This is a genomic window from Arthrobacter sp. KN11-1C (assembly GCF_052180225.1).
Classification (GTDB): domain Bacteria; phylum Actinomycetota; class Actinomycetes; order Actinomycetales; family Micrococcaceae; genus Arthrobacter.
The window spans coordinates 3,405,969-3,425,705 of record NZ_CP197467.1; the positions used below are offsets into that span (position 1 = coordinate 3,405,969).

21 protein-coding genes are annotated in these 19,737 nt (G+C 62.0%); 13 read left to right on the forward strand and 8 right to left on the reverse strand.

Features of this window, described 5'->3' with window-relative positions; all coding sequences use genetic code 11:
• Window positions 1–10 precede the first annotated feature (10 nt).
• The 3 genes from ACSBOX_RS15910 to ACSBOX_RS15920 are packed head-to-tail and all read left to right on the forward strand — an operon-like array spanning window position 11 to window position 2,550.
• Entirely contained in the window at window positions 11–418 is a 408-nt protein-coding gene (locus ACSBOX_RS15910; RefSeq protein WP_442543308.1) for a hypothetical protein, read from the forward strand.
• Window positions 419–1,954 carry a hypothetical protein gene (locus tag ACSBOX_RS15915; protein WP_442543309.1) on the forward strand — a complete coding sequence of 512 codons (1,536 nt, stop codon included), beginning with the start codon at window positions 419–421 and terminating at the stop codon, window positions 1,952–1,954.
• On the forward strand, window positions 1,906–2,550 hold the full coding sequence (locus tag ACSBOX_RS15920) for an ABC transporter ATP-binding protein (RefSeq protein WP_442543310.1): 645 nt from the start codon (window positions 1,906–1,908) through the stop codon (window positions 2,548–2,550). Before ACSBOX_RS15915 ends, ACSBOX_RS15920 begins: the two co-directional genes overlap by 49 nt.
• A 21-nt stretch (window positions 2,551–2,571) precedes the next feature.
• Here ACSBOX_RS15920 and ACSBOX_RS15925 read toward each other — a convergent pair whose 3' ends face one another.
• Window positions 2,572–4,917, reverse strand: coding sequence for a LuxR C-terminal-related transcriptional regulator (locus ACSBOX_RS15925; protein ID WP_442543311.1), 2,346 nt, complete (start codon window positions 4,915–4,917; stop codon window positions 2,572–2,574).
• A gap of 1,433 nt (window positions 4,918–6,350) precedes the next feature.
• Entirely contained in the window at window positions 6,351–6,554 is a 204-nt protein-coding gene (gene cspE / locus ACSBOX_RS15930; protein WP_028266315.1) for a transcription antiterminator/RNA stability regulator CspE, read from the reverse strand.
• Between the two features lie 654 nt (window positions 6,555–7,208).
• Here cspE and ACSBOX_RS15935 point away from each other — a divergent pair.
• Together ACSBOX_RS15935 and ACSBOX_RS15940 are read left to right on the forward strand one after the other, a co-directional pair.
• Window positions 7,209–7,997 carry an ABC transporter ATP-binding protein gene (locus ACSBOX_RS15935; protein WP_442543312.1) on the forward strand — a complete coding sequence of 263 codons (789 nt, stop codon included), beginning with the start codon at window positions 7,209–7,211 and terminating at the stop codon, window positions 7,995–7,997.
• Window positions 7,990–8,763, forward strand: coding sequence for an ABC transporter permease (locus ACSBOX_RS15940; protein ID WP_442543313.1), 774 nt, complete (start codon window positions 7,990–7,992; stop codon window positions 8,761–8,763). Before ACSBOX_RS15935 ends, ACSBOX_RS15940 begins: the two co-directional genes overlap by 8 nt.
• 30 nt (window positions 8,764–8,793) lie before the next feature.
• Here ACSBOX_RS15940 and ACSBOX_RS15945 read toward each other — a convergent pair whose 3' ends face one another.
• The 3 genes from ACSBOX_RS15945 to ACSBOX_RS15955 all read right to left on the reverse strand — a co-directional run bounded on the left by ACSBOX_RS15945 (window position 8,794) and on the right by ACSBOX_RS15955 (window position 10,695).
• Complete coding sequence (locus ACSBOX_RS15945) at window positions 8,794–9,405, reverse strand: glyoxalase (RefSeq protein ID WP_442543314.1); 612 nt, start codon at window positions 9,403–9,405, stop codon at window positions 8,794–8,796.
• A gap of 91 nt (window positions 9,406–9,496) precedes the next feature.
• Complete coding sequence (locus ACSBOX_RS15950) at window positions 9,497–9,856, reverse strand: VOC family protein (protein ID WP_442543315.1); 360 nt, start codon at window positions 9,854–9,856, stop codon at window positions 9,497–9,499.
• 65 nt (window positions 9,857–9,921) lie between these two features.
• Entirely contained in the window at window positions 9,922–10,695 is a 774-nt protein-coding gene (locus tag ACSBOX_RS15955; RefSeq protein ID WP_442543316.1) for an SDR family NAD(P)-dependent oxidoreductase, read from the reverse strand.
• A 125-nt stretch (window positions 10,696–10,820) separates the two neighbouring features.
• Between ACSBOX_RS15955 and ACSBOX_RS15960 the strand changes: the two genes are divergently transcribed.
• The gene (locus ACSBOX_RS15960; protein WP_442543317.1) at window positions 10,821–12,128 is read left to right on the forward strand and encodes a flavin-containing monooxygenase; all 1,308 of its coding nucleotides are present in this window, start codon (window positions 10,821–10,823) and stop codon (window positions 12,126–12,128) included.
• Between the two features lie 536 nt (window positions 12,129–12,664).
• Here the strand turns inward: ACSBOX_RS15960 and ACSBOX_RS15965 are convergent.
• The gene (locus ACSBOX_RS15965; RefSeq protein ID WP_442543318.1) at window positions 12,665–13,381 is read right to left on the reverse strand and encodes a TetR/AcrR family transcriptional regulator C-terminal domain-containing protein; all 717 of its coding nucleotides are present in this window, start codon (window positions 13,379–13,381) and stop codon (window positions 12,665–12,667) included.
• A 280-nt stretch (window positions 13,382–13,661) separates the two neighbouring features.
• On the opposite strand from ACSBOX_RS15965, the gene ACSBOX_RS15970 reads away from it, so the two are divergent.
• From ACSBOX_RS15970 to ACSBOX_RS15995, 6 genes are all read left to right on the forward strand, one after another.
• Complete coding sequence (locus ACSBOX_RS15970; protein WP_442543319.1) at window positions 13,662–13,931, forward strand: hypothetical protein; 270 nt, start codon at window positions 13,662–13,664, stop codon at window positions 13,929–13,931.
• A 4-nt stretch (window positions 13,932–13,935) separates the two neighbouring features.
• On the forward strand, window positions 13,936–14,361 hold the full coding sequence (locus tag ACSBOX_RS15975) for a hypothetical protein (RefSeq protein WP_442543320.1): 426 nt from the start codon (window positions 13,936–13,938) through the stop codon (window positions 14,359–14,361).
• A 90-nt stretch (window positions 14,362–14,451) separates the two neighbouring features.
• Window positions 14,452–14,598 (forward strand): lmo0937 family membrane protein, encoded by a 147-nt coding sequence (locus tag ACSBOX_RS15980; protein WP_442543321.1) that lies wholly within the window; start codon window positions 14,452–14,454, stop codon window positions 14,596–14,598.
• Window positions 14,599–14,842: 244 nt separating this feature from the next.
• The gene (locus tag ACSBOX_RS15985) at window positions 14,843–16,222 is read left to right on the forward strand and encodes a GAF domain-containing serine/threonine-protein kinase (protein WP_442543322.1); all 1,380 of its coding nucleotides are present in this window, start codon (window positions 14,843–14,845) and stop codon (window positions 16,220–16,222) included.
• 231 nt (window positions 16,223–16,453) lie between these two features.
• Complete coding sequence (locus ACSBOX_RS15990) at window positions 16,454–16,978, forward strand: RNA polymerase sigma factor (RefSeq protein WP_442543323.1); 525 nt, start codon at window positions 16,454–16,456, stop codon at window positions 16,976–16,978.
• A complete protein-coding gene (locus tag ACSBOX_RS15995) occupies window positions 16,975–18,162 on the forward strand; it encodes a LysM peptidoglycan-binding domain-containing protein (RefSeq protein ID WP_442543324.1) in 1,188 nt (395 codons plus the stop codon). Before ACSBOX_RS15990 ends, ACSBOX_RS15995 begins: the two co-directional genes overlap by 4 nt.
• Window positions 18,163–18,215: 53 nt before the next feature.
• Here ACSBOX_RS15995 and ACSBOX_RS16000 read toward each other — a convergent pair whose 3' ends face one another.
• Entirely contained in the window at window positions 18,216–18,968 is a 753-nt protein-coding gene (locus ACSBOX_RS16000) for a GAF and ANTAR domain-containing protein (protein WP_442543325.1), read from the reverse strand.
• Window positions 18,969–19,090: 122 nt separating this feature from the next.
• Between ACSBOX_RS16000 and ACSBOX_RS16005 the strand changes: the two genes are divergently transcribed.
• Window positions 19,091–19,456, forward strand: a complete 366-nt coding sequence (locus ACSBOX_RS16005) for a TfoX/Sxy family protein (RefSeq protein ID WP_442543326.1) — start codon at window positions 19,091–19,093, stop codon at window positions 19,454–19,456.
• 21 nt (window positions 19,457–19,477) lie between these two features.
• Here ACSBOX_RS16005 and ACSBOX_RS16010 read toward each other — a convergent pair whose 3' ends face one another.
• On the reverse strand, window positions 19,478–19,717 hold the full coding sequence (locus ACSBOX_RS16010; RefSeq protein ID WP_442543327.1) for a hypothetical protein: 240 nt from the start codon (window positions 19,715–19,717) through the stop codon (window positions 19,478–19,480).
• Between the last annotated feature and the right edge of the window lie 20 nt (window positions 19,718–19,737).

Sequence of the window (19,737 nt, forward strand, 5' to 3'; positions counted from 1 at the left end):
GAATTCCTCAATGAATACTCAGCTTTACGGCCTTCTTCTACGAATCGTGGGCCTCATGGTCGCTGCATTCTCCGGCATTTCCCTCGGCCTCGTGTGGGCATCTCCTGCCCCGGAAGGCCTCAACAATATCGATCCGCTCGCCGTGAAGAACACGACAGTCACCATACTTCTCGTCTTCGGAGTGGCAGCACCCTTGATTGCGGCCTTCAGCCCGGCCGGGAAATGGCTACCACTCAAGGCGGCTGTTTTCGCCGTCGCCGGTTTTGCCAACGCGGCGGCCCTCAGCCCGGTCATCGTTGTTCCGTTCCAGGGAACGACGTCGGCAATCGCCGTCGTTTGTGCGCTCGGACTCGCGGTCCTCACCCTTGTGGCCTTCATGGACTCAGTCCAGAAGAAGAGTCCGCGGAGCAAGTTCTAGGTGCCGATGAGGACCACGGTCTCTCCCGTCGCAGACGCCGGTCAGATGTCGAACCCCAGGGTCCCTGCCGCATCGGTCCGCCGGTCCGATTACCGGATCCTGCGGGACTTCCGGGCGTTCGAAATCGTCAACGCGATGCGTTTGCCGATCACCCTCGATGGCTTCAGGGCCCTCGCTGTCTTCGGATCGATAGCCTTGGCCGTGCTCGGAACAATGGTGTTCGCGTCCACGATGTCAGTTCTCCGCGACGGCCCACTCCGCCATGACACGGCCGCCGTGCTCAACTGGGGATTCCTCGGGATCCTCTACTCCGCCGTGGCGACGGTTCTCAGCGAGGTTATTTCAAGCCGTCGGCTCGCGGTTTCCGGCACGCCGCACCTGGAGCTCTTCCGGGCGATGGAGCTTCCCCTCGCGCAAGTTGTTGTGAGATACGGACTGCTCCCGGCGCTCCGCCGCACGGGGATCCTTTGGTATTCGGCTGCGGTATTCCTTGTCGTCTTTTTCGAGGAAACGTCGAGCTACCTCAACGTCGTGGTGGCTTCCGTCTCCGTCCTCGCTTTCGCCTCCTCGGCGTGTGCCTACTGCGTTCTTCATTTCGCTTCAACACCTGCGCGACGGATCGGCCTCCATTGGCGGTACTGCCTCTTGGCCCTCATCCTCGGATTGTTGCTCGGGGCTGCCACCGGATTCCTCCTGCCTCAGCTCTCCCGGCTCAACGGCCTCGCCGAGGACCCTTCTCGCTTCCTTCCGGAGTTGTGCTTGCTGACGGCCGCTGCGTCCGGGACATTGATCTTCCTCAGCATCCGCGCATGGCGCCGCCTCAGCTATCGCAGGATTTCCTTCAGTACCGCGCGAAGCGGCAGGCATCGACCGCTGTCGAAATTCGGGGTATTCGTCGTCACCGATCTGTTGGGTAGCAAACAAGGCTCGGTGATCAGCACCATCGTCCTCGCCTGGATCGCCGTCGTTGGTATCTTGCTGGGCGCCAGGGGCATCCTTCCCGTCCACTCGGCTCTCGGTTCCGGGGAACTGCACAAATCCTTGATTGGTATTGCCGTGCTCTTGAGCTTGGGAGTCACGGAACCGATGCTGAACCGGATCGGGCCCACCGCGAAGCTGTACCACTACCGCTCTGCCTGGGAGAACGGCTTCTCCGCCAACGCGATCGTTGTCCGGCTCGTCGGGATCTACCTTATGGCGGGGGCCGCCGTTGGTGGATTTGTTTTCCTTGGGGCACTTCTCGCCTTGGACGTTCCCGCTCCGGGTGCTGTCCTCGCGGGCGTGATCGTCGCTGCCTCCGGAGTCGTCGCCGAATCGCTCTCCCGGCCGCCAGCCGCTACTGACGGCACCAAAGCCAATGATGTGATGGACGCCCTTTTCACGCTCCTCCTCATCTCTCCTTGTTCGCTCATCCTTGTTGTCAGCCCTGAGTTCAGCACCGTGCTGTTGTCGGGCTATTCCATCCTCTTGATCCTGGGAGCCGTCGTATGCCTACGCCAACGTCTTTTGAGACTTCGATCGAGATTGATTCTGTAACCGTCGGCTACCGGCAGGGCACCCCTGTCCTCGAGGGACTCAGCCTCAGCATGAACGAGCCGGGACTCTACCGGGTGGCCGGCAGCAATGGCAGCGGGAAGTCGACCTTCCTTGAGCTCATCAGCGGCTTCCTCCAACCGTGGGCCGGAAGCGTTCGCCTGTGCGGTATCGACGCCGGTTCTCCCGACGCGCGACACGTGCGGAGCGTCTGCCGCACGACGCCGGCACTCTACCCTTCCATGACTGTTCACGATCATCTGGCTCTTGCGGCCCGCAGCCGCCAGGTCGGCCCGGAGGCCGGACTCGCCAGGCTCGCCAAATACGGATTGCAGGACTGGGTGGAACAGCCCGTCTCCATGCTGTCGACGGGCAATATCCGGAAGCTCTGGTTGCTCATGTGCACCGTTGCCGATACCCCCGTTGTCGCTATCGATGAACCTTTCAATGGCATGGACGTCCAAGGCATTGAGGCCCTGATCGGCGAGCTCGGCGAATGGGCACAGCACAAGGTGGTTGTCCTCATCTCCCACACGGTTCCGGACCAACTGACCGTTAGCCATTCCTTCGTCTTCAAGCAGGAAAGGGCAACGCTGTAGTCCGGAAGTCACCATGTCGGCTCACTCGGAAGACCGCTTCTCCCGGAACGGAGACGAATCCCGGACAAGGTCAAAAAGTGCGGTGCGGGACGGGCTTCCCGTCTTCCGCAGCGCGTTGGAAATGTGGCTTTCCACGGTCCGGATACTGATCCCCAGATGCTCGGCGATCTCGGGGTTCGAGCGATGACCGGCCAGGGCCGCTATCTCAATTTCCCGGACGGTCAGGGGCGAGTAGCTACCGGAACTAAACGCGATGGGCTCATCCTCCGAAGGAAAACGTGTCGCGAACATGGAGTACGCCCGGTCCATCGCGGCCGCCCCGACAGTATTGTCCACGAAGGCGTACCGCTTGAATGCGCCGCGGAGCAGCATCCGTACCTGGTAGAAATCGGCGTCGGGCTCATAGTGTTCGAGCAGCACGCCGAGCATTTGATGGTCGTCCTCCACCACCGCGGCAGCAATTGCCACAAGCTGATCATGGGACGTGGAGGGGGCATACTCCTTCAAGGTCTGCCGAAGGCTTTCGAGAACCATTCGGCCAGGGAGCAAGCACGTGAAGAACAGCGCGGAATAGATCGCCTCCAGCACATAGCCATGTTCGAGTTGCCGTTGGATGAGTTTCGCGGCTTTCGCGTCGAATACGGCGGGGATGAGGGGCCGCGCGGCGACGAGTTCGTAGACTCCTCGTGCGGTCCCGGGGAGTGGTCCGATGTCTTCGCCTTCGCGCCGCGCCTGGGTGGCCAGGGTTGCTGCAGGCAAGATCGCCGACGTCGCGGTCCTCAGTCCAGCGAGCCTCAGCATGGCGTCGTGGAGGGAAGCCACAAGGAAGCCCGGCCGCCCCATGGCAAAAATGCTGCCCATGAGGTACTCGGCATCGTCGAAATAGCCGCGGTACATGAGGGCTTGGGCAGCAACATAGGTAGTGGAAACCATCCCGAACTGGTCCAGCTTGCGGCGGGCCTCTGAACGCTGGTCGAGCGCGAAGACAATCGATTCATCAATCCGACCCGAGCTGAATAAAGCCATTCCGCGGATGAACGGTTCGGCTCCTGAAATGCCCCTTAGCCCGTTGGAGGTGTCGATGGCTTTGAGCGCGGCGGAAGGGTTGAAGCGATAGAGTTCCAGAATCCCTCGGATGCTGGAAATGACACCGCTTTCAGGGTGGCCATCGTGCAGCTGCGCGAAGGCCTCGTCGAGATTCTCCGGCATTCGCTCATAGGAAGCCCTGAGGAATAGTTCCGCCGCTTCGGCTTCGGCGGACCACTCAGGACGTTCCTTCCCAAAGCTCCTGAGGGCGCCGGCCGCAGAATCCAGTCCCTTGCCTTTATGGATCGCCCAAAGTGCTTTGGTAAATGCCAGGAACAGCAGTTCGCACGATTCTCCGTCCCGGGTCAAGGTCTGGGCGAGCACACGCTCAATTCTGGAAGCGTCGATCGGCGAGCCCCAGTAGACGCTCAGAAGCGCCACCGCGTTCGATACTGATCTGTCGGCATCCCAGAGTTCGTAACGCTGGCGCTCCAGGACGGAGATTTGCTCGTGAAAGTGGCGCGCCGTGGCTGCCTCGTCGGAGCTGCGTTCAAGGCGCAGCGCGGCAAGGACCCTCACCAGCGAATCCGCTGAGTTGACGTCAACGAGGGATTCCTGCGGCAATCCACTCAGGGCTCGCGTGATCCTGCTCTTCAGGACCCGCCTGCTGGTGAGCACCCTTTGACCACGGAAGTAGTCGGCCAGGATCGGCGGGGTGATCGAAGCGCTGACATTGGTGTGGAGATCCTCCATGACTGAAATCAGGCCGCGCTGCTCGAGCCTGTCGAGGACGTCGGAATGGACCACTTGTTGCAGCACATCGAGAGGCGCCGTTCCGGCGATGGCCATGGCCTGAAGGCCCGTGAGTTCGTCGGATTCAAGTCCTTCGAGGAGCGATTGCACGGTGCCATGGAGGTGTTCATTCCACAGGGTGTCGTCTGTCATGTGCCACTGCCCATGGCGGAGGACAATCAAGCCACTGAGTGCGGCAGTTTCCGCGATGCGAACCACAAGCCGCGGGTTCCCTGCCGATTTCGTCAGGATGCGGGCGGTGGTGTCAGCGTCCGCCGGAGCTCCCAGGATGTCGGTGATGAGCTCGTTCACCTGCTCGTATCGAAGCGGATTCAGGTGGACCCTGGCTTCCGGGCCGGGGCTAAGCACTGCCGGCTGCGCCATCGAGTAGATGGATGGCTCGCTCATGGTGACGATCATGGGCCGTTTCGTCCGACGGCGGACGGCATCCAGAACCGCTATGGTCTCCGTGTCGACAAACTCGAGGTCATCGACCACAACCACGCGCTCCCCCGGCCGTGACAGCCGGCCTGCCAGGGTGTCAGCCACGCCCAGAACTCCGAATTGGCCTATTCGAATATCCAGGCTCAGGCTATGAATTCCGCCAAATGGTATTCCCCGATGTGAGCGGAGTCCCGAAATGGAATAAACCGTCGCCCCGGTCTTTTCCAGATCAGCAATAGCTTTTTGCGCGACGCTCGTACGGCCGCTGCCAGGTGCACCGACAATTCGAACCATCATTCCGCGAGCAACGTAGTCCAGCGTTCGCCGAACTTCTTGATCGAACACTCGCGATCCAACTTTCTCTGCTGCGCTGATCCAGCGCTCTCCGGGCCAAAAGTGGTGCAAGGTCCGGACGATTCAAATGTTCCTGCCACTAGCCGGGGCGTTGGCAGGCGGACTTCCCAAGCACTCCCGTGGAATCCCCCCAGGTGCGCCGACGAACCTCGCTCCAAGGGCAACCGTAGATTCCGAAACAGCCCTCTCAGTGGTGTTTTGGCGAAACTCAGTGTGCTCGGGACTGCGTCTACGTGTGCCGACGTGGGGTTTTACTTCCCATCTACGTGTGCGCCAATGAAATCTCAGTGTTCCCCCAGCGTCGAAGGAGGTGTGGTTTGGCAGTGGTTTCTCCATGGCTCTCCTGGTGGCGGTCTCTTGATTTCGACGGTACGGGGGTTTCGAGGCCGCCTCTAGGCCGAACCTCGCACATGTGGATATTTATTCGAATCTTCTTTTTCGTGATCGAACAAAGATTCTAATTTGCGCCAAATGATCTGATCGTGAGGGCCCCGTCAAGAGGCTTTCTCGTCTATGTGGAGAAAAGCAGTCCTGCAATTTGAGCGACACGGAAAAACCTTGGCGACTCCGGTATTCCGGTATCGCCAGGGATTTTGCGCATCCCCCGTAATTTGCGGCGGTGAATTACGGGATATCCAAGCTTTGGAGGCTTGGGGTGGCTGGGGTTCTTGCATATCCCTGGAATGCCCGGGCTGCGGCCGGGCGCTGATAGGTTGCCCCACGGATCCCGGTGACCGGGGAGGGCCATGACCAGGTCCAGGTCGGTGGGATCTACGTCGGTTCGGCTTGCTTCCGAGCCTTGCCGCATTGCAATGACTCCCGGCAACCGAAGTTGGTTCGAAGATCTCGGGACGCCGTCGGATTCTGCTGGATCATTCCCTTGGCCAAAGATGCCGGCCCCGTGATTCCGCGGGCCCGGCAACTTGTCCATTCGAATGATTGAGCAGAATCCGACATCCGAGCGAGAACGATCCCGGGACGGATCCCACCAAGCCCAGGGACGAGCGCTACAGCAAAAGCTGGGCGACACGCCAAATCCCTGTCGACACCCGTATTCAGGTGTCGACAGGGATTTAGCGCATCGCCGGGTAATTTGCGCGTCGCGAAGTAGTCACTCAACCCAAAACAGGGCACAAAAAAGCAGGGCCGGTCGATGACCGGCCCTGCTTTTTGAAATCCGAAGCTTAGAGAGCCTGGATGTTTACTGCCTGGGGACCCTTGGGGCCCTGCTCGACGTCGAAGGAAACCTTCTGGTTCTCTTCGAGGGAGCGGTAGCCGCCCGAGTTAATTGCAGAGTAGTGAGCGAAAACGTCCTGGCTGCCATCTTCCGGGGAGATGAAGCCGAAGCCCTTTTCGGAGTTGAACCACTTGACGATACCTGTAGCCATTTTTTCAGTTTCCTTACTGAAGGTGGAGGTTGTCCCGACTGTCGGGCCTCCGGTGTGGGGTGTTCTCCACCGTTACTTCAGAAGGTCGCGGTTGATGAACCGCGGGAACTGCCTGAACTACCAAATGCCAAACACAACAACAGCTACAAGCATACAGGCCTTTGGGCGGATGGCTACTATTTGTCAAAATCCTTCATCTGCCGCCGCCGCCCTCGAAGCCGGGGTCACTGTCCTCTCGCCCGGAAAACAGCTCGACTCCCCCTCCCCCGAAGTCCCAAGCGGCGCAGAGTTCCGCCATGGTGCCGATTCGGAATCCACATTCCTGGGAGCGTTCTTCCGGCCCAACCCGCGTACGGGGCGCTGATCGAAGCGCTGGATCATGGAGCCAGCGTGGGCGGGAAGCTGGGACTGGAGTCCGGCACACGTCCGGCTCGGGAAGGACTATGAGGCGCTGGAGTCACTGCCGTCTGATCAGTTCATGGCCGCGTTCATGAGGCTCGGCGCGTTGCTGCGGGAGCATTGGAAACGGTCGGATCGGGTTTTGTAGCGTGCCGTGTCGGTTCCCATCAAAACATCAGGTTCCCGGAGATAGACTCGCTGGAACGGTGCCCTGCGACGTAGCGGGCTTGGCCAGCCTGAGAGGGATGCGGCTCGATGAATGAAGTGAATATGCCGGCACAACCGCCGGTTTTGGACGTGAGCGCCTTGCGCGTCGCGTATGGCGAGCGGACCGTCGTCGACGGCGTCAGTTTTCAGATTCATCGTGGTGAGATCTTCGGCCTGTTGGGTCCGAACGGTGCAGGGAAGACAAGCACGCTCAGCGCCATCGAGGGTTTGGTCAAGCCGAAATCCGGGCGGCTGCTGGTTGACGGAATCGACGTTCAAGAAGAGCCGCTGGACGCGAAGGCGCGCCTCGGGGTGCAACTGCAGTCCTCCAGTTTCCAGGCCGAACTGACCATTCAACAGATCGCAAGGCTCTACGGCGGGCTTTACGGAGTGAAGCTCTCGCGTGAGCAGATCGCCACGAGCATGCGGGCCATCGGGCTCGAGCAGGAACTGGGCAAACGGTTCAAGCAGTTGTCGGGCGGACAGCAGCAACGGCTCGCGCTGTTCATTGCCACCATCCACAATCCCCTTCTTCTGCTCCTGGACGAGCCGACCGCCGGACTGGACCCGCAGTCACGCCGCGGGCTGTGGCGTCGCATCGAGGAACTCCGCGGCGAAGGCAACAGCATTCTTCTCACCACCCACTCCATGGAAGAAGCCCAGGCGGTGTGTGACCGGGTGGCGATCATCGACCAGGGGGTGCTTCTCACGGTCGGGGAGCCATCGGAGCTGATCGATAAGCACAGGGAGGATCCACGCGTGCTTTCCGTAGCGCATGGTGCGCCCACCTTGGAAGACGTCTTCATCGGACTGACAGGAAGTGAGATCCGTGACTAGCACCAGGGTCGATACCGCCCGCCCGCCGCTCGGCCTGGCGATGGGTTCACTGCTTCGTGCGGACTCCATTGTGATGCTCAACAGCAAGACCTCACTCGTCTTGAGCGCGCTGCTGCCGATCGTGATCCTCGTGGCCACGACGTTCGGCAAGGGGCAATCTCGGCTCGGCGGATCTACCCTGATCGTAGGACTGGCCCTGACCCTTGGCCTGCTCACGTCGTGTTTGCTCGGATTCACGCTGGCCCTCGCGCACGATCGGGACATCGGAGTGCTACAAAGGCTGCGGGTCACCCCGGCGCCGAACTGGATGATCATGGCCAGCCGACTCATCGTGCAGGTGGTCACCAATATGATCGCTTCCGTCGTCGTGGTGATCGTCGGGGCAATCGTTCATGGCCTGACACTGAGCGTCGGCCAGTACCTCTTGGTCATCGCCCTCGCGATACTCGGGGCGGCCGTCTTCCTGGCTATCGGACAAGCCCTCGTTGGGTTGATCCGGTCCACCAACGCCATCAGTGCGATCGGCCGGCTGCTCATGATCGCTTTGTTGCTCCTCGGCGTCCTCGGCGGAACCGGCATCCTCGGCGACACGATCAAGGCAATCTCCGATTGGTCTCCGGTGGGCGCCCTCATGACGCTCTTTTCGGATGTCCTGAACCAGTCGGCCTGGAGCGGCCAGGACACGGGCTCACTCTTGGCGTGCGTCGCTTACGTCGTGGTGTTCGCCTTCGTCGGAATCCGCTGGTTCCGATGGGAATCGCGGTAAGGCGCGGCTAGCCGCGACATCCCTCACGCCTCACGCCGACGCCGGCTCCCATGCGAACCCGTCGGGGTCGGTGAAGGGGCCTGCATCGCTGCCGATCGCGAGCCGGTGCGATCCGGTGCCGTCGGGAGAGACGCCGGCGTCCTTGGCGAGGGCGCGTCGCGCGTAGAGCCCAAGTTGGACGGGACTCGACGGCATGGCGAACTCGACGTACTTACCGAAACTCTTCCCCACGGCGAGGCCCTTGTCGGCATAGAACCGCTTGCTCGCGGAAACGTCCGCGACTGCCATCAGGAGCACGATCTTGTCGACCTCCCGGGTGACCGGACCGCTGTCCTTTTTCGCCGACGTCGCGACCTTCCAGATCGCGCCATCAGAAGCCTGGACGACGCCACCGTAGCCCCACAGGGACTTCTCGACCGGCTTGAGCGTCGTGGCGCCGGCTTCCACAGCGGACTCGATGAGGCTGCTGACGGTGGACGGCTGCGACACGACGAGCGACAGCGTGAATCCGCGGAAGCCGTCAGTAGGAGCGTCGGAGGCCCGTACGCGCACCCGCTCGCCTAATCCGAAGGCGGCGTCGTAGAAAGCGGTGGCGGCCGCGGTGTCGGGAACTTCGAGGGTGACTGATTCTATGGCGGTCATGGCATGTCCTTCAGCGAGGTGGGTTGCTTTGTGATTTCGACTTTATGCCGAGCCCCCACCGACCGCTTCTCCGATCCTGACCGATGTGTCGTCAGTCCAGGCAGAGGCACAAAGGATGACCGGCCGGGTCAAGGAACACCCGGAATGTCGTTCCCGGTTGGTGCTCGTGCTTGGTCGCGCCGAGCTCGAGCACAGCTGCCTCAGCGGTGTCGAGGTCGTCCACCACGACGTCGAGGTGCATCTGCTGCGGAACGTCCTGGCCGGGCCATTGTGGCGGCGTGAAGGACTCGACTTTCTGGAAGGCCAGCGAATCACCGTAATCGGCGCGGATGGACCACCAGTCGTCGTCGTTCCGCTCGATTTTCCACTCCAGCAGGGCGCTGTAGAACTCAGCCAGGGTCTTGGGGTCGGGACAGTCGAGTACCACGACCGGGAAGCGTGCGATAGCCATGGCCAACACTCTAGGACCGTTTCCGGAGGATCGCATCAACTTTCGTTCGCCGGATATACCCGGAATTACCGATACCGTGTGGCGAGCTCGGGGCTCTGCGCTCCGAAAGCGGCGAGGTCTGCTTGGAAGACGGCGTCGAGAAGGCCGACGTCCTCCAAGCCCGGTGCGCACACGGTTTCGCCCAGTTCCAGGCCGCGCAAGCTTGCCGTGACGACGTCCGCGGCGCTCATCCGCGGCATCCTGCTCAAGTCCATGCCTTGGCGCTCGTGGAACTCGGTGGCCACCACTCCCGGGCACACCACCTGCACCGTGATTCCGGTGCCCTCCAGCTCTGCGTTGAGGGTCTGGGACATCGCGACGAGGTACGCCAGGCTTCCGCCGTAGACAACACGGCGGGGCATCTGGGCGTGCGGGGCCGGTCCGCCGAAGGCGATCATGCCGGACACGTTGATGATGGTTCCCCCGCCGCGTTCCTGCATGCCCGCGATTGCTGCCCGGCTGAGCATGGTGGGCGCGAGGACCTTGACGTTGACGAGTTCCGTGGCTTTGTCGGCAGGAAGTTCGGCGAAGGGCATATAGTGCGCGACGCCGGCGTTGTTCACGAGCATTGCTACCGGCTCGGTTGCGCAGATCCCGGCGACCGTGTCGATACCCGCCGTCGTTGACAGGTCGGCGACGACGGTCCGGACCGCGGTCTGGGGGTGCGAATCGGCGAACTGTTCCAGGCGTTCCTGCCGTCGGCCCACGATCACCAGATCGTAGCCGTCGGCGGCCAGGCGTTCGGCGAATGCCTGGCCGATTCCGGAGCTCGCGCCCGTGATAAGTGCTAGCTTGCTCACTGTTGTTCCTCCTATTGGCGGCAATGGCGACGGTTCCACGCAACCACGGAGCTGACAGTGCTGTCCACCTCCCGCACCGGAATCGCGCGGCGTAAAGTTCAGCCAAGGGACCGGAAGGATCGCTCATGGAGACTGCCCCGCCCAGAGCCGCACAACAGAACAGATCGGCGCAACGAAACCGCCCCCTCGAAATCGACACGCTCATTGTCGGTGGAGGCCAAGCGGGACTGGCCACGAGCTACTTTCTCAGCCGGTCCGGCGTCGAGCACGTGGTCCTTGAACGGCGACCCGCGCTGGGTGGCGCGTGGCAGGATCGCTGGGACGCGTTCGTGCTGAACACGCCGAACTTCTCGCTCGCCCTGCCGGGAATGCCGTACGCGGGGCCCGAACCGGACGCGTTCATGGCACGCGACGACGCCGTGGACTACTTTCGAAACTACGCGCGGAGGATCGACGCCCCGGTCCGGACCGGCACGGACGTCACGTGGATCTCGACGTCGGATGGCCGCTTCAGCGTTGAAACTTCCGACGGCGGCTGGCTGGCCCGCAATGTGGTGCTGGCGACCGGCGCGTATCAAAAACCAAAGATCCCAGCCCTGGCCGCCGGACTCCCAAAGAGTGTCCTGCAGCTCCACACGCATCACTATCGCAATCCGGAGCAACTGCCCGAAGGTGCCGTGCTGATTGTCGGAACCGGGCAGTCGGGCGGGCAGATCGCGGAAGACTTGCTTGAGGCCGGGCGCGAGGTGCATCTGGCTGTGTCGATGTGTCCGGAGGCGCCGCGCCGGTATCGCGGGCACGACATCCTCTATTGGCTCCTGCAAGCCGGAATCCACGGGCCCGAGTACGGGGTCAACGCCCTGACGGTAGGGCAGTTGCCCTCCCCCGCGGCACGGTTCGCCTGCAATCCCCTGCTCTCCGGCACCAACGGCGGCCACGACATCCATCTCCGCGAGCTCGGCCGCCAGGGCGTCCTGCTGCACGGCCACCTGGAAGCAGCCGACGACGGCGAGCTCACCTTCACGGACGACCTCCCCGACCGCTTGGCAACAGTCGAGGCCGGGTTCGGCGAGCGCATGGGCCGGGCGCTCGACGCCTACATCGCCGCCGCTGGGATCGATGCGCCTGCGGCTTTGCCGGCGCCGGCGGACGACTGGTTGCCTCCTTCGTCACCGGCGCGGGTCAACCTGGCCGCCGAGAACATCACCTCGGTGCTTTGGGCGACCGGTTACCAGCTCGACCTCAGCTTCGTGGACATTCCAGTCCTGGACGCATGGAGCTATCCGCGACATGTCCGCGGCGTCACCGAGCAGCCGGGGCTGTATGCGGTGGGGCTCCCGTGGTTGACGGGGCATTACTCGTCGATCGTCGGCGGAGTGGGCGTGGATGCGGAGTTTGTTGCGGGGTGCGTGGCGGGGCGCATCACGCCATAGGGAACGCTGGCTTATCTATTCAGCCGTAGAGGAATCTAAATCGGTTTCCATAATCCCTTGCGGATGCTTGGAAGGGCGTTCCGGAATCTCGGCGAAGACAGGTTCATTGCAACCTTTGCGAGGCCCCACCCAGTCCACAGCAGGCTACCCACAACCAACAGAAGATAGGCCGGCAGAGTGCGTAAAGAGAATCGTTGGGCAGCAAGAGTTTGCCGTGCGACGCACCCGAAGAGTCCACCGCGTCCACAAAGACAGAAGTGAGACTGACGGGCGGCACCAGGTAGGGCGCAGACTGGGGCACCAGCCACCTGCCGTCCAGTTTCTTGGTTACCGGGGCCGGAGTGCAGCCCTCACCGAAGCATGTCGCAACCGACGTTGGCTCGTGTGCAAACACCAACTCCACATCGCCTGTGTAGGCGTGGCCGACCGCGGAACAGATGGTGCTGACCCCCACGGATAAACACAGCCAAGGCCAGGAAAACGGCCAGCACACCTAGCGCGATCAGAAGTTGTCCCCGGAGCTTCATTCCGCGAGTCTATTCGTGGACGAGGGGTGCTGCGAGTCCGGCGAGCAGGATGCTGATGCCTTGGTCCAGTTCGGCGGCGCCGTCGTAGTCGGCGAGCACCGGGCCAAGGGCGCGAAGCCGGGGAAATTCCTTCGCGGGCAGGCGGTGGAGGCCAAGGCGGAGCAGGGCTTCGTTTTCCTCCGGGTCCACGATGAATTCCTGCAGTTCATTGAGAATGTGGCCGTACAGGAAGCCGTAGTACGCCCGGTAGACGTGCAGCGCGTCGCCCGGGGCGAAGCCGGCGTCGATCAGCAACGAAAGGATCTGCTCAAGCGGGCGTAGCGTGCCCAGCGGGCGCAGGCCCAAGGGCGTCGACAGTGGGCGGGTGACGAGCAATGGCACAACGTTCGGGTGCCGCAGCGCCAACAGACGCAGATCGTGGGCTATCTGCCGCAACTGTGCCTGCCAGTCGGGGTGGTCCGGGAAGGCGGAAAGCTCTTTCAGGACCTGCTCTGTCACTCCGTCCAGGAGCGCCGCACGGTTGGCCGCGTACCGGTAGAGACTCATCGGATCCCGGCCTAGTTCCTGCCCCAGACGGCGCATCGTGAGGGCGTCCAGTCCTTCCGCGTCCACCAGTGCCAGGGCTGCGGACAGGACGAGGTCCCGGCTCAGCCTGGGTTTCTGCCCGGCGGGCTTGTCGCCGGCACCTTCGGCGGAAGGATTGGCCGGAGACTCTGGGGGAGGCATGGGTTTACATCCTGATCTGATCGTTCCATCGCGGCTCTTGGAAGGAAATACGCTTGCTTACTTTGTAGTCTACGCGTAAAGTCTACATTGTAGTAAGGTTCGCCGGCAGATTAATCGAGGCGGACTTCAACGCACCGCCACCGGCCGTGCGCTCCATTTCCTAAGTCCGTGACTGCGCACCACGCATAGCCCGCCCGAACCGCAGAATTCCACAGAACCGGGCGACCACTCCGCTGCTAAAACGACATGGCAGCACGCAACGTACCCGCAAAGGGACCCCATGGCTAAAACGGCCGACATCCAGTTCGACCAATTCCTTGCAGAAGCCACCATCACCACTCACGACCGGTCCGACTCCACTCTCGGACGGGACTGCTTTTACGGCCTGTACACGAGCTGGTGCTGGCTGAAGCAATCCGTGCCGTTGCCCGAAAACATCTTTTGGGCAGCATTGAAGGCGAAGGGGATCCACCCGGTCGGCAACGGGTTGGCGATGACGGGCCCGGCAGCCGCCGACTACATCCTGGCAAGCTATCCGGACCTGGCCTGAACCGTTGAGCACCATCTCAAGCACTTACATCCCCCGGGACGCCCACCAGCCCCGCGGCACGCAACCGTGGTGCGCGACTTGCGACACCGATCTGGACCTCGTCGTGGACTCCATCGCCATCATGGACCACCGCAAAGAAACCCTCGCGGCTGCCTTCACCTGCACCCGATGCGGCGGAGCACGCGTGCTGTCCACCACCGCAGGCCTCGTCGCCCCAGTCTTGGCCCGCTCCCCCGTTAAGGATGACGTCCTTCATCTGGGCGCCGAGTACATCCACTGCGGGGAACCCATGGCCCCGAGCAACCCGGACCTGAGAACGTCACTAACACCACTCTCGACCCAACCGCTCGCAACGGACCTCCTCGGCGCCTACCTCCGCACCCGGGTCCTTCGGTGTCGGTGCGGCTTCCAAATGGAAAAACCGCACTAACCACCCCCACAAACCTCATTAGTAAGTATGCTTACCAATGAGTGCTCTAGGCCGCCGGCCAGGGCACGGACACAAACAAGGGAGATTCACATGTTGCTTTGGATAGCCATCATCATCGCCGTTCTCTGGCTTCTCGGTTTTATCGGCGGCATCGGCGGAGGGCTCATTCACATCCTTCTGGTTGTCGCCGTGATCGTTCTGATTTTCCACTTCATCCGCGGCAGGTCACGCGTTTAGCGGCTCAACAGCTGACCACCAACCGAGGCGAGTCGCAATACGCGAACTTCACAGTCCTCCGGCATGTTTACCGGAGGACTGTGAAAGCTAGACCAAATTTCTGACTCAGGCCGGGTTCGCTCCCGCGACCGATTGCTTTCCACTCCGCGTCCCCGAGCGCAAACGCCAAGGGAACCGGAATCTTTCTTCAATTCCCCGTTCGGGGCTCCGTCTTCCTGCGGTCCAGGAGAGTAAGGGATACCGCATGAAACAACAGGCCGACGGCGATGCACCCCTCGGGGGCAGATACCGTCTGATCGAGCGCATCGGGTCCGGAGCGATGGCCATCGTATATCGGTCCACTGATGTCTTTCTTGGGCGCGACGTAGCAGTCAAAATCATCAGGAAACCAGCCCGCAACGGCGTGGCGGCGGCCATCGACGACGACGAAGTAAAGGTCCTTGTCCGCATGAATCACCACGGACTGGTCACCCTCCTTGATGCAGGCGTTGACAGCAACGGGCCCGGTGAGCCATGTGTCTATCTGGTGATGGAGCTCATCGAGGGCCCGGACTTGAAGCAGCATCTGGCCCAGGGTGTCCTTGGGCCGCGCCACACGGCACAGATCGGACACGACGTGGCTGACGCTCTGGCCTATATCCATGGCAACGGTGTGGTTCACCGGGACGTCAAACCTGGCAACATCATGATCTTTGACTACCATCAGGACGCTGCGCGGATACGCGCGAAACTCACCGATTTCGGCATCGCCCTAATGTCCGAATCGCCGCGGGACACCGACGGCGGAGTCCTGGGGACCGCGGCCTACCTCAGTCCTGAACAAGCCCGGGCCGAACCGGTTACTCCCGCCAGCGATGTTTACTCCCTCGGCCTCGTCCTGCTTGAGAGCCTTACCGGAGAGGTCGCCTTTCCCGGAGACCCGATCCAGAGCGCCGTCGCCCGGCTGATCCGGGATCCGCACATCCCTAAAGACATGGATCACGACTGGAAGACACTCTTGACCGCCATGACCGCCGCCGACCCACTGCAGCGACCCACGGCACGCGAAGCATCCAAGGCACTGTTCGATCAGGTCTCCGCAGGCCGGGCCAGGCACAAAGTGGCCCCCTCGATCATTCCCCACGACGAAATCGCCCGTATGGCCGCCGTGCACCAATACCGGATACTGGACAGCCCGCCCGACGGCGCCTTTGATAGAATCACCGCCCTGGCGGCCAGGCTATTCAACGTACCGATAGCAATCGTCAGCATCGTCGACCATGACCGAATCTGGTTCAAGTCCCACCACGGCATCACGGCCGAGGAAATTCCCAGGGACCCGGGCCTGTGCGCTTCAGCCATCCTGCAGGGCGACGTCTGGGTCGTGGAGAACGCTCCCGAAGACCCCCGGACACTCACGAATCCCCTCGTTGCCGGGGACTTCGGCCTTGGTTTCTACGCCGGGGCACCATTGAAGACTCGTGATGGATACAACCTCGGAACCATGTGCATACTCGACACGGTCCCGCGAACAATGTCCGCAACTGACATGGCGACCCTGCAGGACCTGGCGGGACTAGTTATCAGCGAGTTGGAACTTCGACTCGAAAGCCGGGAACTGGCGCAGTCGTCCACTGATTCATAGTTCTTCTCTAGCACAGGCCGGTGCGGTCCCGAATGGTGCCAGTTCAGCCCCCACCGGACAGCCTTGATCTTGCTTCGTCCACGTCCTCGGAATCCTCAATCACTTGGAAGACCTCGACCCGCCGATCGATCGCTGGCCCCTCGCTTCGTGACTCGCCGCGCACCTTCTGAAAGGGCCGGATTCTTTCGAGATTCTCGTTACAGTTTGTTGGCTGCCGGACATTAACTGGGCATGAGCTTGCAAACAATGGGGGAACGGGTGGATCTGGAGAGGGAAAAACGGTTCCTTGCCGCTCACACGGGGTCCCACGACCGTATCTACCGCTATTTTCGGCGCAGGACGGACGGCGCAGCCACGGCGGAGGATCTGTGCGCTGAAGTTTTCAGGATCGCTTGGGAGAAGTCCGGACAGGACGCCGAGCTCCCGGTTCTGGTCATTTTCGGAATAGCCAAGAACGTGCTCCGAAACCACGACAGGTCGCTGTCCCGGTTTGCTGGGCTTATCGGTGCTTTGCGGTCGGAGCGCATCCCCGGGACCCCCGCAGAGGAAACCGCCGTGCGGGATGCTATCGACCACTTAGGTCCGAAGGAACGCGAAGTGTTGCTGCTGACGTATTGGGACGGACTCACCGCCGTCGAAGTGTCCCAACTCCTCAATACGACGGCGACTGCCGTGCGAATGCGGCTGCACCGGGCCCGCAAGGAACTAGGCCGAATACTTCAGGAGCAGGGAATGCCAGAAGGAGCAACGGAGTGAGCAAGGACCTTTCCCTCGCCGATCTGCTTTCAGCCGCCGATCCTGCGCTCATGATCACCGACGAGGAACTAGACCATAGCCGCGATCGGTCTCGGTCCTTCGTGAATTCGGATGTCACCCACATCGCAGTCGGCGGGTCCGTCCATACCTTCCACCGCACACCGGCCAAACGCCATTGGGGGCGTTTCGCCGCTGCGGGGCTTGCGCTGGCTGCGGTCGCGGCCTGCGTATTCGTGGCCTCGAGTTTGGTAACGGGTCCGGTCAACACCGTTGCGGCGCCGAGCGTCACCGCTATGGCGACACCGTCCGACGCCGGGAAGTCTTCCCTGGCCGGGCCCACTGTTTCCGATTCGTTTGGAAACGTGGATTACTACACCACCGTCTCCGGAGACACTGTTGCAGCGGTGGCCGCATCATTCCACATCACGGAGAAGGAAATCGCGGAATTCAATGGGCTTCAGCCCGTGAACGCGTTGGCACCCAATACGAAGCTTCGGTTGATCCCGGCGCCGGGTCCGATCTACGGCGCGAAGGGGAACGCCACAGTCGACGGGAACGGCATCCCCACCAGTTACGTCGTCGAACCCAAGGACACCCTTGGCGGGATCACCTACCGGTTCGGAATCACGGAGGAGCAGTTGGCGGAAGCGAACAAGGTCCCGTACGTGTACGAGAAGGGCAACACTTACTTTCTCCGTGCCGGGAAGCACATCCAGCTACAGAAAAATCCCGTTGACAGCAGGTCCGGCACAGGTACGGCCGTCACCAATTCATCCGGGCAAACCATCTTCTACACGACCGTCGACGGGGACTCCTTCGACAGCCTCGGCTACAAATTCCGATCCACCACGGCCCAACTGCTCCAGTACAACCCGTCCCTCAGCGCTGACAAGCCCATCCCCGCAGGCACCAGGGTGAGACTGATACCAGGAGAGCTGAAGATCGACGGGGCTCAAGGCAGCTTCACAGCCGACGCCGACGGGATCCCGCTCACCTACACCACTGCGCCCGGGGACACCGAAGGCCAGATCTCCTTCCGATTCGGAATGCCTGATCTGGAGTGGGCGAACCGCCCGCTCACCGGCACCGACCGTGTCTGGTACGCCTTCGCAGACCTACCCACCGGTGAGATCGCTCCCGGCCAGACCATCAGCCTCGCCCTGAACAAGCCCATCCACAAGTAGCGCCTTCCGCCGGGACCATCCAAACTGCCCCGGCACCCAAGCGTGGCCTGCTCCTACCCGTCGAAGTGCGTTTCGATGCTGTTCCCGGACAGCTGCTCGATCAGTTCGGTGGCAATGTCCCGTAGTTTGCGGTTGCGGTTGCTGGAGACCTTGGTGAGGATTTCCATCGCTTCCGCCTGCGAGCATCTGTTTTGCGCCATGATGACACCGCAGGCGACGTCGATGGCGGTCCTGCTTTGCATGGCTGACTCCAGGTCCTCTGCCCGGTGGTGGGCGGAGTCGATGCGCACGGACAGGTGGAGTATGTTGCGGGCAGCGGCGGCGAAGCCCACAGCTTTATCGAAGACATCCGGGGTGAACGCGCCTGGCTTGGATGCGAAAAAGTTCAGCGCGGCGCTGGCGTCCTCGCTGATTTCCATGGGGATCCCCAGCGAGCTGTGAACGCCTATCTCGGCGAATTTCTGGGTGAGCGCCGGCCAGCGCAGATCTGTCGAACCGTCGTCGATGATCACAGGGGACATCTCCCGGAGTGCCGCGATGCAGGGCCCGTCACCGATAGCCTGCTCAAACCGGTCAATGTCCACGGCGCGTGAGCTGCTGCCTGCAGCAGTAAGGGGTCGGCGCCTGACTTTGACGGTGATTGCGCATTCGATTTCATCGCCGGAAGCTTCAGAAATCGAGGCGGCAGCGAGCTTGGTGAGCCCGGTAAGGAATTCAGATGCATTCTCTGCACCCACCAGAACAGACTGAAGGTCCAGAATGCCTTGAAGCAGGCCTGCAGCTTCGTTTTCCGGTGCACTCGACATGGGCCCATCCTACTTTCCTTGTTTCACAAGGGGCACGGTGCCCCGGCGCTGGCAGCCCGCATCCCGCCGTCGTATGCTGCATGCAGTCCTAGGCTTTCGATCCCCTACCCCGGAGCAGACTCATGCAGATGCCCAAACCGTCCGACGCCGACAAAGACCGCTTCCGCGCGGTGGTGCCGGAGAACCCTGACGTCGTCGTCAAGCCGATGTTCGGCAACCTCGGTGCCTTCGTGAACGGCAACATGTTCGCCGGCCTGTTCGGCCCGATGATCGGCGTCAAACTTTCCGACGACGACCGCGAGGCTCTGGAGGCCAGCCACCAAACGCTTCCCTTCGGCCCGGAAGGCCGCGCCATGGGCGGCTACGTCAGCCTCCCCGAAGCCTTTGCCGGCGACGACGAACAAACGGCGGAATGGGTCGAGAAGGCGTTCGCCTACGTTGCGACTCTCCCGCCGAAAGCCGCGAAACCGCGTTCGGCGAAGAAGTAACAGCCAGCCCGGGCACCAAACTCAGAGAAGTCCGCCCTGGCGGCGTCCGCGGGGAAGCTTGAGCTGTCCGGGATGGTCAGTAGCCGGGCTACCGTTGAACGGTTGATGATGTCCCGATTCCCGTCGCCGCTCGAGTTCGCTGGTCACGAGGTCCAGCAGCGCCTGGGCCGGTTCGGAGAGTCGGTGCGTGGCGGCCGGGTGGGCTAGTTCATCACAGTGAAGAAGCACGAGGCGGATGCGTTCCAATTCGCGCGAAGGCACGGATGGCCACCGCCGAAACA